We start from the raw sequence: 14,267 nt of genomic DNA, 5'->3' as shown, positions 1-14,267 counted from the left end.
AATCGGAAGGGACGATATTAATCCCTCATCCTTCCGAGGAAAAGGGATGCTCTGCCTTGGTCTGGAGGGGACTGCCCATACACTTGGGGTAGGGATAGTGAGTTCCGAGGGGAAGATCCTCTCCCATGTGGCTAGGGTTTACAGACCGGAGAAGGGTGGGATCCATCCCAGGGAGGCTGCCCGTTCCCATGCCTCCCAAATCAAGGCCGCCATAGGGGAAGCCTTGGAAGGGGCGGGTGTGACCCTCAGGGACCTCGACCTCTTCGCCTTTTCCGCCGGCCCGGGCCTGGGACCCTGCCTCAGGGTAGTGGCCACGGCCGCCAGGGCCCTTTCCGTCCTCACGGGCAAGCCCCTCGTAGGGGTGAACCACTGCATCGCCCACGTGGAGATAGGGAGGCTGCTCACGGGTGCGGAGGATCCAGTTACCCTCTACGTGAGCGGTGGCAACACGCAGGTGATAGCCTTCGAGGAGGGAAGATACAGGGTATTCGGGGAAACCCTAGACATACCGGTCGGCAACTGTCTCGATGTCTTCGCGAGGGAGACGGGGATCTCCCCTGCCGGGGGGGCGGGGGTCGAAAGGCTCGCAAGGGAAGGGAAAAGGTATCTTCCCCTCCCCTACGTGGTCAAGGGAATGGACCTTTCCTTTTCCGGTCCCCTGACGGAAGCCCTACGAAAGTACAGGGAAGGGGAGGACCTGAGGGACCTCTGCTTTAGCCTCCAGGAAACCGTTTTCGCCGCCCTGGTGGAGGTGACGGAAAGAGCAGTCGCCCACACGGAGAAAAGGGAAGTCCTGCTGACGGGAGGGGTGGCCTCGAACCTCAGACTCAGGGAAATGCTGGGAAAGATGTGTGAAGCGAGGGGGGCCTCCCTCTTCGTCCCCCCTCCCGAGTTTTGCGCCGACAACGGAGCGATGATAGGGTGGACGGGCCTTCTCGCCTACCGGCATGGGGTGAAACAGAGAGTGGAAGAAGCCGTGATAAGGCAGAGGTGGAGGACGGATGAAGTGGACATTCCCTGGAGACGGTAGGATTAAAACTGCAACCACTCACTCCTTAAGATTCACATGCTGCTGAAGAGGGGGGCGGAAGCCGAACTGCACTTGGAGGACTTCCGGATCCTCCATCCCTTCGGGGAGGGAAAGGTGGTGGTGAAGCACAGGATACCCAAGCCCTATAGGGTGAAGGAACTGGACCTTTCCCTCCGCGAAACCAGGACTTCGTTGGAGGCCAAACTCCTTTTCGATTCCAAGAGGGTAGGCGTTCCCACCCCACCCGTCTACGAAGTCGACAGGAAAAACATGAAGGTGGTGATGGAATACGTGGAGGGAAGGCCGCTGAAGGAGGTTCTGGAGGGACTGGAGGAGGGGAAGAGGAAGGAGATTTACAGGAAGATAGGGAGATACCTCGCCCGTCTCCACAAGGGGGGGATGGTCCACGGTGACCTCACCACCTCCAACCTCCTGCTCACCGAAAAGGGGGAGCTCTACCTGGTGGATTTTGGACTGGGAGAATACACCTCCTCCCTGGAGGCCAGGGGGGTTGACCTCCACCTGCTCAGGAGGGCCCTCCAGAGCGTGCACTTCGGCCTGGCCGAGGAGGCCTACAGGGAAATCTGCTCAGCCTATCTCAAGGAGTTCGGGAAAGGGGGGAAGGAAATACTCGAGAGGGCGGAAGAAATAGCCAAAAGGGGAAGATACGTGGGGAGGGAAGAACGTGGTACTCTTCTTCGTGACGGGAAATGAGGGAAAGTTTAGGGAAGTGAGTGCTCTGGCCTCCAAGTTCGGAATAGAGATCAAGCACAGCAGAATTCCCTATCTGGAAATCCAGGCCGACGACCTCTCCGATATAGCCAAGGTGGGAGTACAACAGGCCTTCGGGATCCTGAAGGCCCCTTGCTTCGTGGAGGACTCGGGACTCTTCATCTCTTCCCTTAGGGGTTTCCCCGGTCCCTACTCCAAATACGTCTTCCTCACCATCGGGAACAGGGGGGTGTTGAAGCTCATGCAGGGGGTGGAGGACAGAAAAGCGGTTTTCCGCTCGTGCGTGGGATACTGTGGAAGGGATGGGAAGCCCCTCACCTTCGAGGGAAGGGCAGAGGGGAGGATCTCGACCGAGGAGAGAGGAACGGGTGGTTTCGGCTTCGATCCCATCTTCATTCCCGACGAGGGGGATGGGAGAACCTTCGCCGAGATGTCCGTGGAGGAGAAGAACCGTCTTTCCCATAGGGGAAAGGCCATAGAAGGGTTCTTTAGGTGGTATCTTCTTCATAAGGAGGAATAACTGGTGGGATGATGGAAGGGAGAGAAATAGAGGAACTCGTGGTGAAGCTGGCCAAGGAAGGGCATCCCCCCAGCAGGATAGGGCTCATCCTGAGGGACTTGCACGGGATAGGTTCCGTCAAGAAAGCCACGGGTAAGAGCATCACCCAAATCCTGGAGGAGAGGGGAATAAAGTTCCCCCTACCGGAGGACCTCGCCAACCTCATAAGAAGGGCCCTCCGCATGCAGAAACACTTGGAGAAAAACCGAAAGGATAAGGTTACGCGTCGTTCGTTGGAAATCACGGAACAGAGGATAAGGAAACTATCCCGTTACTACGTGAGGATAGGAAAGCTTCCGAAGGATTGGAAATACGAAAGGGAAAAGGCCGCTTTACTCGTCAGATGAGGTGAGCCCTTGAAGGAGGAGATTGCTGCCTTCGAGAAAAAAGCCGGCGAAGTTGCTTCCCTTCTCAGGGAAAAACTGGAGGGTAAACCCATCGATATCTTCACGCATGCGGATGCTGACGGAATTTCCGCCTCCAGCCTTTTCGCCATGTACCTCTACCTGCACGACCTTCCCTTCAGGATAAAGTTCACCCGCCCCTATGGCTCCAAAGAAATGGTGGAACTGGGAAAAAGTGAAGAGAAGAGGTTTTTCGTCTTCCTCGATCAGGGGAGTAGGGAAATCCCTACCCTGGAAAGGGCGGTAACGAGCAGGGGACACGAGGTCCTCATCTTGGACCACCATCCAGGACAACCCCCACAGGATTCCCGCCTGATCTGCCTCAATCCCCATCTGATGGGATTGAACGGGGCTAAGGAAGCCTGCGCCTCCTCCGTGGTTTACAGTGTGGTGGAGAAGATGGAGAGGAGACTGAGAAAGGGGGTTTGGTTGGCTTTGGTGGGTGCACTCGGAGACAGACAGGAACTCCAAGAGGGTTTCACGGGAATCAACGCCCTCCTCCTCCGCAGGGCTTTGGAGGAGGGAGTGGTGGAGAGGAAGGAAGGGATGAAACTCTTGGACAGGGAGGACGTGCCCACTCCGGAATGTCTGAGGATTTCCATCCGTCCCTACCTTCCAGGGATCTCCGGAAATTCCAGGGTTTCGGTGGAAATACCGGAGAAGCTGGGACTTCCCCTCTCCTCCACTCTGGAAGAATTGGGGGAGGAAGGGGAGAGGAGGTTGTGTGAGGCCTTGGTGGAAAGATTGGGAGAGGAAATGAGGGGGTTGCTCTGGGGAGCCGTTTACTACCTCAAGGACCGATCCCTTCCCAACCTCAGGAAATGGGCAGTGGCCCTGGATGCGAGCGACACCTACAAGAGACCGGAAATAGGTTTTGCCGCCAACCTTGGGGACGAGGAGGCCAAGAAGGAATGCCTGCTCCTGCTCCAGGGATACCAGCGAAGGATGCTGGAGAACATGAATTGGTTCTCCAGGAACCTCCCCAACTTCTCGATTTCGCCAAAAGCTAGATACGTAAAGGTGGGGAGGGAAATTCCCTCCTCCGAAATGGGGGAGATGCTCTCCCTCGCCTTGGAATCCAGACTGGTGGAAGGGGATCGACCCCTCATAGGATTGGCAGAAACGGATGAGGGGGAGGTGAAGGTTTCCGGGAGAGCCACCTTCCATCTAACCTCCCTGGGGATCAACATAGGGAGGGTGATGAACGAGGCGGCGAAGGCGGTGGGAGGGGTGGGCGGTGGACACGATGTTTCCGGTGCAGCCTATATTCCGAAGGATAGGGTGGAGGACTTCATAAGGGAAGTGGAACGCTGCCTTCCCCAGCCCATCCAAACGGGGAGGAAGGAACCATGAGGATAGAGGAGGTAAAGGGAAGAAAAATCCTCGACAGCAGGGGGGACCTGACAGTGGAGGTGGAGGTTAAGGGGGGAGGAGGAGTTGGGAGGGGTTCCGCCCCAAGTGGAAAGAGCAGGGGAAAATACGAGGCCGTGGCTTTCCCATCGGGAGGGGTGGATGCCTCCCTTTCCCTCTTGAAGAAGGAGCTCTCTCCCAAGCTAGTGGGCATGGAACTTGACTTCAGGAAGGTTGACGCCTTCCTCAGAGAGGTGGACGGTACCAACAACTTTTCGAGGATAGGGGGGAACCTGGCGGTTGCCCTTTCCTTCGCCGTGGCGAAGGCCGAGGCATCGGCCAAGGGTCTTTCCCTCCATCTCCTCCTGGGAAAGAAAACCACCCTTCCCCTCCCCTTGGGAAACGTGTTGGGAGGGGGGGCGCACGCGGAGGGTGGAAGACTGGACCTGCAGGAACTCCTGGTGATCCCCGTTGGGGCGAGAAGTTTTCAGGAAGCCGCCTTCACCAACGCAAGGGTCCATAGGAAGGTAGGGGAGCTCCTGAAGAAAAAGGGAAGGTTCGTGGGTGGAAAAGGCGACGAGGGGGCTTGGATTTCTCCCTGGGGAAGCGAGGAATCCCTAAACGTGGTGAGGGAAGCCTGTGAGGAGGTGGAAGGGGAGACGGGGGTGAAGATGAGGATGGGTGTAGACATGGCAGCGGGCTATCTTTACGATCCCAAGGAAGAAAGGTATGTTTATCCCAAGGAGGGGAGAAAGCTGACGAAGGAAGAACAGATGGAATTTGCCATCGAACTGGTGGAAAACTACGACCTCCTCTATCTGGAAGATCCCCTCTGTGAAGAAGACTTCCAAGGTTTCTCCACCCTCCTGCGGAAGGTGGGAAAGAAGTGCCTGGTATGCGGGGACGACCTCTTCGCCACCAACGTAGAGAGGATAGAGAAGGGTATAGAAAAGAAAGCGATGAATGCCGTCCTCATCAAACCCAACCAGGTAGGTACCCTCAGCGAGACCTTGGAAGCCATAGAGCTGGTGCAGGAAAAGAAGCTGGTTCCCGTGGTCTCCCACCGGTCGGGAGAAACCACCGATGAAACCATCGCCCACTTGGCGGTGGGAAAGGGTTGTCCTCTCATCAAGACTGGAGCCGTGGGAGGGGAGAGAATTTCCAAGCTCAACGAGCTCATCCGCTTGCAGGAGGAGATAGGGGGAAAACTGGCCAAGATAGGGCTCACCGGAAGATAGCTTTTAACCCAAAATCCACAAAGGGGAAAGATGAGCGAGTTCATCGAACAAACCGGAGGCGAACTCCTAGTGGATCAGGACACTTACCTAGCCTGTGGAGTCCACATAGGAACCAGACAGAAAACGGGTTCCATGAAGCCCTATATCTACAAGGTCCGTCCCGACCGAATCTACATCCTGGATGTGAGAAAAACCGATGCCAAAATCAGGGTGGCAGCAAAGATGCTGGCCAGGGAAAAACCCGAGCGAATCCTAGTGGTTTCCGCCAGACAATACGGACAGCAGCCCGTCCTGAAGTTCTGCGAGGTGGTGGGGGCCAAACCCATGGTGGGAAGGTTCATCCCGGGCACGCTCACCAATCCCTCCTATCCCGGTTATTCGGAGTTCTCCCTCCTCCTCGTCACCGATCCCATAGCCGATTCCCAACCCCTCAACGAAGCTTCCAAGATGGGCATTCCCGTAATAGGTCTATGCGACACCGACAACGAAACAGCTGACATAGATCTGGTTATCCCCACAAACAACAGGGGGAAAAAGGCGTTAGCCCTCATCTACTGGCTCCTGGCCCGTCAAGTGCTCCGGGAGAGAGGAGAACTGGCCCCCGATGCCCCCTTCCCCGTTCCACTCGAGGCCTTCGAAAGCAGGGTGAAGGAGGTCTCCCAGTGATACGTTCCCCTGCAGTGGCAGGGACCTTCTACGAGGGGGAAAGGGATTCCCTTCTCTCCCAAATAGAATGGTGTTACACCCATCCCCACGGACCGGGAAAACTCCCCTCCCCACAAAAGAAGGAGGGGAAGATCCTAGGACTGGTCTCACCCCATGCAGGATACATGTATTCGGGACCGGTGGCGGCGCACGGATATTATTTTTTGGCTTCCTTCCAGCCCGAGACCGTAGTGATTCTCGGTCCCAACCATACGGGAATGGGTTCGGGGGTCTCCCTCTCCCCCCACAGGGCCTGGAGGACTCCCTTGGGAGAAGTGGAGGTGGACAGGACCCTTTCCCGCTCCCTTGCCGAAGAATGCGGGATGGCTGACTTGGATGAACTGGCCCACAGATATGAGCACTCCATCGAAGTCCAGCTCCCCTTCCTCCAGCACCTTTTCGGTTCGAGTTTCAAGCTCGTCGCCATCTGCATGATGTTCCAAGACGAGAAAACGAGTGAGGAGGTGGGAGGGGCCCTGGCAAAGGTTCTTAAAAACAAAAAAGCCGTCATCATCGCTTCCACCGATTTCACCCACTACGAACCCCAAGAGAGGGCCAGGAAGAAGGATGAAAAGGCTCTGAAGAGGATAGTGGCCCTCGATTGGAAGGGACTCCTGCGCACGGTGGAGGAGGAGGACATCTCCATGTGTGGGTACGGTCCCGTGGCCGCCATGCTCCGTGCCTGTCTGGAGCTCGGGGCCAAGGAAGGAAAACTGCTCAAGTACGCCACAAGTGGGGACACGGCTGGTCCAATGCTGGAGGTGGTCGGATACGGCTCTCTCGCCGTGACAGGCTGAATCTCCGTCCGGTGGTGGTGAAACTAGGAGGAAGCGTGATCACCGATAAGGAAAAGGAGTTCTCGATCAGGAGATCCGCTATCAGGAGATTGGCTAGGGAACTGAAGGGGAAGGAAAAGATCATCTTGATCCATGGGGGTGGATCCTTCGGCCATCCGCTGGCCAAACGCTATGACCTCACGGGTGGACTGAAAAGTCCCGGGCAACTCAGGGGTTTTGTGGAAGTGAGAAGGGCAATGGAACGCTTGAACCTCTGCGTGCTGGAGGAGTTGGTGAAGGAGGGAATCCCCGCGGTACCCATCCCACCCTCCTCCTGCTGTCTGCTGGAGGGGGGAGAGGTAAGGGTGATGGAGCTGAGACCCGTAAAGAGGATGTTGGAACTGGGCCTCATGCCCGTACTCTACGGTGATGCCGTCATAGACCTGAAGCAGGGAGTGAACATCCTCTCGGGGGACAGACTGGCCGTTCAGCTGGCCCTCCAACTGGGGGCTTCACGGGTGCTCTTCGGGGTGGATGTGGATGGGGTCTTCACCGACGACCCCAAAAGGAACCCCAAAGCCGAACTCATAAAACTCATCACACCGAGGGAGTGGGAGAAGATGAAGGCCTCCTTCACCCCAAGCGGATGGGATGTCACGGGGGGGATGCTGGGAAAGGTCATGGAATTGCTGAAGCTGGCGGAAAGGGGAATAGAAGCTCAAATCGTGAACGCCTCCAAAAGGGGGGTGCTGGAAAGGGCCCTGGAAGGGGACCGCAGCCTTGGAACCCTGATAAGGGGGGAATGACCGTGGGAAGCACCAGTGAACGCAAGAAGTCCCACATGGAGATCTGCTTGAGGAAGGAGGTGGAGATGATCTGGAACACCACGGGATTCGAAGACATCTTCCTGATTCACCGGGCCCTTCCCGAACTCTCACCGGAAGAGGTACAGTTGAACACCGTCTTTCTGGGAAGGAGGTTGGAGGCCCCCCTCATGATCCTTCCCATGAGCGGGGGACATGAGGAAGGGGGAAAGCTCAACCGCCTGCTGGCCTCCATTGCCGAGGAGAAGGGACTCGTCTTCGGGGTGGGAAGTCAGAGGGCAGCCCTGGAGGAGGAGTCACTGGCCGATACCTACAGGGTAAGGGAGGTGGCTCCAAAGGTCTTCCTGGTGGCCAACTTGGGAATTTCGCAATTCTCCGAGCGGGAGGTGGAGGAGGCGAGAAGGGCCGTGGAGATGATAGGAGCCGATGCCCTCTCCATTCACCTGAACCCATTGCAGGAAGTGGTGCAAAGGGAAGGAAGACCGGACTACAGGGGGGCACTGGCCAAACTCCGGAGGATATGTGCTGGAGTGGGGGTGCCCGTGATCGTCAAGGAAACGGGGGCGGGAATCAGTGGAGAAGTGGCAAGGATGCTGGAAAGGGCGGGGGCAGCGGCCATCGATGTAAGCGGGGCCGGGGGGACCTCTTGGGCGGGAGTGGAGGCCCTCAGGGACCCCACCTCCGCTCCCCTGGGGCAGAGCTTCTGGGATTGGGGGATACCCACCTCCGTCTGTACGGCGGAGGTGGCGAAAACCGTGAAGGTACCGGTGATAGCCAGTGGAGGGATACGTTCGGGCATCGATGCCGCCAAGGCCCTGGCCTTGGGGGCCGACCTAGTGGGGGTGGCCTTGCCCCTCCTGAGGGCAGCCTCCAAGGGGAAGAAGGCGGCTGAGGGATGGATAGAGCACTTCCTGAAAGAGCTGAGGATCGCCATGTTCCTCACCGGTTGCCGGACGGTGAAGGAACTCAAGAAGGTTCCCTTCGTGGTGACGGGGAGGACGAGGGAATGGTTTCTCTCCAGGGGACTGAAGCCCGAGAGGAGGGAGAAGAGTGCTTGAGGTACTACCCCTGGGAGGATTGGGTGAAGTGGGGAAAAACATGACGGCGGTGAGCTTCGGGAACGGATACGTGGTGGTGGACATGGGGGTAAGGTTGGACGCCATCCAAGCCTTCGAAGAAGCCAACCTGGCCAAGATGAGTTTGGAGGAGCTGGTGAAGATCAGCGCCATTCCCGACGACCGTCCCCTGAGGAAGAAGGAGGTGAAGGCCATCCTTCTCACTCACGGCCACCTAGACCACATAGGGGCAGTAGGTAAGCTGGCCCCCTTCTACCGCTGCCCCATCTACGGAAGTCCCTTCACGTTGGAGCTGGTGAGGCGCTTGGTGCTGGAGGAGGGAAAGAAGAGACCGGAAATGGTACCCGTAAAACCGGGGGAAAGGGTGGAGATGGGGGATCTGGAAGTGGAGTTCCTCCACGCCAACCACAGCATTCCCCAAACCCTCTTCGTGCTCCTCAGGGAGGGGGAACACTCCCTTCTCTTCGCCACTGACTTCAAGCTCGATGAAAACCCCTTGCTGGGCCCACCGACCGACTTGGAGGGCCTCAAGAAGAGGGTGGGGGAATTGGAGGCCGCCCTAGTGGGAACGGTGAGGGTGGATGAACCGGGACCCACGGGGAGTGAGGCGAAGGCGAGGGAAATGCTGGAAGAAACCATGGAAAGGGCCAACAGGGAAGGGAGGGCCCTTCTGGTCACCACCTTTTCCTCCCATCTGGCAAGGATAAAATCCATCGTGGAGATTTCCGAGGGATTGGGAAGGATACCCGTCCTGGTGGGAAGATCCATGAGGAACTACTTCTCCGTTGCCATGGAACTGAACCTAGCCCATCTCCCCCCCGATCTCCAGGTTTATGGTACTCCTTCCTCCATCAAGAAGTTCCTCAAAAAGGCCAATGGTTCCAGGGGAGATTACGTTTTGATCTGCACGGGTCATCAGGGAGAACCCACTTCCGTACTCAGCAAGATCGCGGACGGGAGATTGCCTTTCCGCCTGCAGGAAGGGGACCACGTCATTTTTTCCGCCAGTGTCATTCCCAATCCCATCAATCAGAACAACAGGAGCATCTTGGAGACCAAACTCATGGTCTACGGGGTCAAAATCCACAGGGACGTACATGTTTCAGGACATGCGGCGCGCGTGGACACGGCAGAATTCGTTCGTGCCCTTTCCCCCAAACACCTCCTCCCCTGTCATGGTACCCCAGAGAAACTCGAGGCCATGATGAAGTTGGGAAGGGAACTCGGGTATGGAGAGGACCGTCTGCACTTCCTAGAAAATGGACGTCCCCTGAGGTTGGCAGAATGAACGTACTGGAATACATAAACAAATGGACTCCAGCGGTGGAAAGGACCCTGAACAAGCTTCTCCCGGCTGGGACCAAGCCCCTCCCCCTCACCCAAGCCTCCAAACACCTGATAAGGGCAGGCGGAAAGAGGCTCCGTCCCTGCCTCACCCTAGCCTGCTGTGAGGTGGTGGGTGGAAGGGCAGAGGAGGTTCTCGAGGCCGCGGCAGCCTTCGAGCTCCTCCATACCTTCTCCCTCATCCACGATGACATCATGGACCATTCAGACTTCCGCAGGGGGGTGAAGACCGTCCACAGGATATGGGGGGAGCCCATGGCCATCCTCGCCGGGGATGCCCTCTTCGCCAAAGTCTTCGAGGCCCTCTCCCTGAACGCGAGAAGGATGGGATTGGAAGGAAGGAAGGCCGCCGACCTCTTTCAAATGGTGAGCAGGGCCAGCTTCGAACTGAGTAGGGGACAGGCAATGGACATGCTCTTCTCCCAGCGCCCCACCCTCAGGGAAGAAGAATATCTTGAAATGGTTGCCCTGAAAACGGGTGCCCTCATGCGGGCTTCTGCAGCCTCGGGTGCCCTTTTGGGAGGAGGTACCCCCTTGCAGGTAAAAAGGCTGGGAGAGTATGGGGAAAACTTGGGGATAGCCTTCCAAATACAGGACGACATCCTCGGTCTGGTGGGTGAAGAGGATAAGCTGGGTAAACCCGTGGGGTCTGACCTGGTGGAGGGCAAGCGCACCCTCGTGATTTCCTTCGCCCTGGAGATACTCAAGGGTAAGGAGAGGAAGAAATTGCTGAGAACTCTGGGAAATCCCTCCGCCACGAAGGAAGAAGTGAAAGAGGTAATCTCCCTCCTGGAGGAAAGGGGAGTCCTCGAAAGGACGAGGAAGAGAGCACTGGAGTTTTCAGAGAAGGCTAGGAAGCTCCTGCGTGGCTTCAGGGAATCGGAAGCTCTTACCTTTTTAGAAGAGCTAACGGAGTTCGTAATCGAGCGCAGAGTGTAGAGACCTTGGAGCTCAGGGAGAGGATTCTCCGGCTGGCCCTCGAGAACGCCATCGAACATGGCGGAAAGGCCCTGCTGGATCCCGTCCTGAGGAGGGTGGCGGGCGAGTTTCCCGACCTCCGCCACAGGCTAAGGGAGCTCGTACCCCTGGTTGAGGAAATCCTTTCGGAAATCAACCTCCTCTCTCCGGAAGAACAGAGGAAGAGACTGGAGGAACTGGGGGGAAGGGCGGTAAGGGAGAAAAGGGAAAGAAGGAAGGGACTGCCCGATCTCCCCAACGTGGAAAAGTACGAAAGGGTGGTGACGAGGTTTGCCCCCAATCCCAACGGACCCCTCCATCTCGGCCACGTGCGGGCGGCCCTCCTGAGTTACGAATATGCTCGCATGTATGGGGGAAAGTTCATCCTTAGGTTCGAGGACACAAACCCGGCCAATGCCAAGGAGGAGATGTACGGGATGATAAAGGAGGACCTGGAGTGGCTTGGGATAAGATGGGATGAGGAATTTTACCAATCCGACCGTCTTGAACTCTACTACCGGATGGCGGAGAGACTCTTGGAAGAAGGAAAGGCCTACGTATGCTCTTGTAAGGCCGAGGAATTCAGGGAGAAGAGGGATAGGGGACTCCCCTGTCCATGCAGGGAGCTCCCTCCCCAAGAACAGCTGGAGAGGTGGAGGGGAATGAAGGAAGGAGGATACGGGGAGGAAGAGGCGGTGCTCCGTCTGAAGACAGACCTCAAGCACCCCAATCCCGCCGTGAGGGATTGGCCAGCCTTTAGGGTGGTGGAGGCTCCCCATCCAAGGGTGGGAAGGAAGTACCGCGTTTGGCCCCTCTACAACTTCTCGGTTTCCATAGACGATCACGAAATGGGAATAACCCACGTGATAAGGGGAAAGGAGCATGAAGTCAACGAGGAAAGACAGCGCTTCCTTTTCAGGCTTCTCGGGTGGGAATATCCCACCGTGGTACAGTATGGCAGACTCACACTCGCGGGAAGCAAGCTCAGCAAAACCGAAATCGTGAGGGCGGTGGAGAGGGGGGAACTGAAGGGATATGACGATGTGAGGCTGGGGACCCTCTCCGCCCTGAGGAGGAGGGGTTTCCTCCCCGAAAGCGTGAGGAGGGTTATCCTGGAGGTGGGTCTAACACCCGTGGATTCTTCCCTCAGCTGGGAAAGTTTAGAGGCCCAAAACCGCAAGCTGGTGGACGATTTAGCCCTGAGGTACTTCTTCGTACCCTCCGGGGTCTGGGTAAAGGTGAGGAATGCCCCAGAGCTCAAGGAGGTGGAGCTGCCCCTCCACCCCTCCCATCCCGAGAGGGGGAAGCGCCGTCTTCCCCTCCTCTACCGGGAAGGATGTCTCCTGGTCCTCCTCTCCCCCGAAGACCTTCGGAACCTGAAGGAAGGGGAGGTCTTCAGGTTAAAGGACCTCATGAACGTTGCCCTCCTTTCCCTCTCCCCTCCCGAAGCCGAGTTTCGGGGACTGGAGCTCCTACCTGGAATACCCAAGGTACAGTGGGTCTCGGGAGATCCGGTGAAGGTGAAGGTGTTGAAACCGGATGGTACGGTGGAAGAAGGTTGGGGTGAACCAGCGCTTAGAGGAGTGAAGGTGGGAGAGATCCTTCAGTTCGAGCGTTATGGCTTCGTGAGGGTGGAAGAAACCGGAAAGGAAATATCCGTGGTCTTCGGACACCGATAGGGAGAAATGCTGGTACTGGGTATCTGCGGTAGCCCCAGACAAGGTTTCACGGAGAAAGTTCTGATCAGGGCTTTGGGATGGCTGGAGGAGAAGGGTTTTTCCACCCATTTCTTCACCGTGAGGGGGAAGGAGCTTGGTTATTGCAGACATTGCGACTTCTGCCTCAAGCATGGGAAGTGCGCCCTCGAAGACGACATGCAGGGGCTCTATCCCTATCTACAGGAAGCCAAGGGACTCATTCTCGCCACGCCCGTTTACAACGGTGGTTGCAGTGCACAGCTGAAGACGGTGATGGATAGAACTAGGGCCCTTCTGGTTTCCCATCCCGATGCCCTGAGGGGAAAGGTGGGAATGGGCATAGCCGTGGGAGGGGACAGGATAGGGGGACAGGAACTCGCCCTCCTCCAAATCCATACCTTCTACCTCCTGAACGGTGTGATCCCCATAAGCGGAGGGGCCTTAGGGGCCAACTTGGGGGCCACCTTCTGGAGTAGGGATCTTCCGGGGGGTGTGGAAGGAGAGGAGGAAGGGCTGAAGAGCTTGGAAAAAACCCTGAAGAGGTTCGCGGAGGCCTTGAGGAGATATGGTTGAGAGGGTGGCATGGGGGATCACGGGAAGCGGGGACAGGTTGAGGGAGATAGTGGGGGAGATGAAAAGGCTTGCCAGGGAATACGGAGGAAGGGTGGAAATCCGTGTGTTCCTCTCGAAGGCGGGTGAGGAGGTGGTGAGGATGTATGGCCTCTGGGGAGAACTGGAGGAAACTTTTGGAAAACTGTTGGTGGAGGAGGGCCCCAACAAACCCTTTCTGGCTGGAGCCCTCCAGAGGGGAGCCTACCGCTTCCTGTTGATCGCCCCAGCCACCTCCAACACGGTGGCCAAAATAGCGGTGGGAATAGGAGACTCCCTCCTGTCCAACTCTGCCCTCCAGGCCTTGAAGGTCTATCCCCCCGTTCCAGTTTGCGTGATGCCCTGCGATCTGGAGGAGGGTTTTACGGTGACGAGACTTCCCAGTGGAGAGGAACTGAGACTCAGGATAAGGAAGGAGGATGTGGAAAATGTGGAGAGACTGAGGAGGATGGAGGGAGTGGAAATCCTCAGGGGACCGGAAGAGCTGGCTCCCCTTTTTCTGAAATACTTTGGAAAACCAAAGCCGGATAGCTTTTAAACCGACCTCCCTTAATAATATGACCTGATGAAGGAAAACGGAGGGTGACAACATGGCAAAACCAGCCTATGTTCGCTTTGAAGTGCCCAAGGACCTAGCGGAGAAGGTCTACGATGCGGTAGAGGAAGCCAGGAAAACCGGGAAGATAAAGAAGGGGGTAAACGAAACGGTGAAGGCCGTGGAACGCAGGCAGGCCAAGCTGGTAGTGATAGCAGAGGATGTGGATCCTCCCGAGGTAGTGGCCCATCTTCCCCCCCTGTGTGAGGAGAGGGGTGTTCCCTACATCTACGTCCCCAAGAAAGCCGAGTTAGGCGCCGCTTCTGGAATAGAGGTCTCTTCGGCAGCCGTTGCCATCGTGGAGGAAGGGGAAGCAGCTCCTTTGATAAAGGAAATCCTTTCCAAGCTTAAAGAACTGAAGCGATGAGAAA

16 protein-coding genes are annotated in these 14,267 nt (G+C 57.1%); all 16 read left to right on the top strand.

The features are described from left to right. Positions 1–46 precede the first annotated feature (46 nt). The 16 genes from QXG22_04210 to rpl7ae are packed head-to-tail and all read left to right on the top strand — an operon-like array spanning position 47 to position 14,263. Entirely contained in the window at positions 47–1,030 is a 984-nt protein-coding gene (locus QXG22_04210; GenBank protein MEM0359195.1) for a bifunctional N(6)-L-threonylcarbamoyladenine synthase/serine/threonine protein kinase, read from the top strand. Between the two features lie 36 nt (positions 1,031–1,066). Next, the gene (locus QXG22_04205) at positions 1,067–1,744 is read left to right on the top strand and encodes a KEOPS complex kinase/ATPase Bud32 (protein ID MEM0359194.1); all 678 of its coding nucleotides are present in this window, start codon (positions 1,067–1,069) and stop codon (positions 1,742–1,744) included. Then, complete coding sequence (locus QXG22_04200; GenBank protein MEM0359193.1) at positions 1,716–2,282, top strand: XTP/dITP diphosphatase; 567 nt, start codon at positions 1,716–1,718, stop codon at positions 2,280–2,282. The genes QXG22_04205 and QXG22_04200 overlap by 29 nt, the downstream gene beginning before the upstream one ends. An 11-nt stretch (positions 2,283–2,293) precedes the next feature. After that, on the top strand, positions 2,294–2,668 hold the full coding sequence (locus QXG22_04195; GenBank protein MEM0359192.1) for a 30S ribosomal protein S15: 375 nt from the start codon (positions 2,294–2,296) through the stop codon (positions 2,666–2,668). A gap of 9 nt (positions 2,669–2,677) precedes the next feature. Beyond that, positions 2,678–4,078, top strand: coding sequence for a DHH family phosphoesterase (locus QXG22_04190; GenBank protein MEM0359191.1), 1,401 nt, complete (start codon positions 2,678–2,680; stop codon positions 4,076–4,078). Next, on the top strand, positions 4,075–5,313 hold the full coding sequence (locus QXG22_04185) for an enolase C-terminal domain-like protein (GenBank protein MEM0359190.1): 1,239 nt from the start codon (positions 4,075–4,077) through the stop codon (positions 5,311–5,313). Before QXG22_04190 ends, QXG22_04185 begins: the two co-directional genes overlap by 4 nt. A gap of 30 nt (positions 5,314–5,343) precedes the next feature. After that, positions 5,344–5,979, top strand: coding sequence for a 30S ribosomal protein S2 (gene rpsB / locus QXG22_04180; GenBank protein MEM0359189.1), 636 nt, complete (start codon positions 5,344–5,346; stop codon positions 5,977–5,979). Beyond that, positions 5,976–6,815 (top strand): AmmeMemoRadiSam system protein B, encoded by an 840-nt coding sequence (gene amrB / locus QXG22_04175; GenBank protein ID MEM0359188.1) that lies wholly within the window; start codon positions 5,976–5,978, stop codon positions 6,813–6,815. The genes rpsB and amrB overlap by 4 nt, the downstream gene beginning before the upstream one ends. Positions 6,816–6,832: 17 nt before the next feature. Then, entirely contained in the window at positions 6,833–7,600 is a 768-nt protein-coding gene (locus QXG22_04170) for an isopentenyl phosphate kinase (GenBank protein ID MEM0359187.1), read from the top strand. After that, complete coding sequence (gene fni / locus QXG22_04165) at positions 7,597–8,676, top strand: type 2 isopentenyl-diphosphate Delta-isomerase (protein MEM0359186.1); 1,080 nt, start codon at positions 7,597–7,599, stop codon at positions 8,674–8,676. Before QXG22_04170 ends, fni begins: the two co-directional genes overlap by 4 nt. Then, complete coding sequence (locus QXG22_04160) at positions 8,669–9,982, top strand: MBL fold metallo-hydrolase (GenBank protein MEM0359185.1); 1,314 nt, start codon at positions 8,669–8,671, stop codon at positions 9,980–9,982. The genes fni and QXG22_04160 overlap by 8 nt, the downstream gene beginning before the upstream one ends. Continuing rightward, positions 9,979–10,977 (top strand): polyprenyl synthetase family protein, encoded by a 999-nt coding sequence (locus QXG22_04155; GenBank protein ID MEM0359184.1) that lies wholly within the window; start codon positions 9,979–9,981, stop codon positions 10,975–10,977. Before QXG22_04160 ends, QXG22_04155 begins: the two co-directional genes overlap by 4 nt. A 5-nt stretch (positions 10,978–10,982) precedes the next feature. Beyond that, entirely contained in the window at positions 10,983–12,674 is a 1,692-nt protein-coding gene (locus QXG22_04150) for a glutamate--tRNA ligase (protein MEM0359183.1), read from the top strand. A 6-nt stretch (positions 12,675–12,680) separates the two neighbouring features. Next, positions 12,681–13,265, top strand: a complete 585-nt coding sequence (locus tag QXG22_04145; protein ID MEM0359182.1) for a flavodoxin family protein — start codon at positions 12,681–12,683, stop codon at positions 13,263–13,265. Next, on the top strand, positions 13,258–13,839 hold the full coding sequence (gene afpA, locus QXG22_04140) for an archaeoflavoprotein AfpA (GenBank protein ID MEM0359181.1): 582 nt from the start codon (positions 13,258–13,260) through the stop codon (positions 13,837–13,839). The genes QXG22_04145 and afpA overlap by 8 nt, the downstream gene beginning before the upstream one ends. 52 nt (positions 13,840–13,891) lie before the next feature. Then, positions 13,892–14,263 carry a 50S ribosomal protein L7Ae gene (rpl7ae, locus tag QXG22_04135; GenBank protein MEM0359180.1) on the top strand — a complete coding sequence of 124 codons (372 nt, stop codon included), beginning with the start codon at positions 13,892–13,894 and terminating at the stop codon, positions 14,261–14,263. Positions 14,264–14,267 lie beyond the last annotated feature (4 nt).

This window comes from Candidatus Hadarchaeales archaeon (assembly GCA_038736355.1).
Taxonomy (GTDB): Archaea; Hadarchaeota; Hadarchaeia; order Hadarchaeales; family WYZ-LMO6; genus WYZ-LMO6.
The sequence above is the reverse complement of the archived record's forward strand: the minus strand, read 5'-3'. Positions and strand labels throughout refer to the sequence as shown.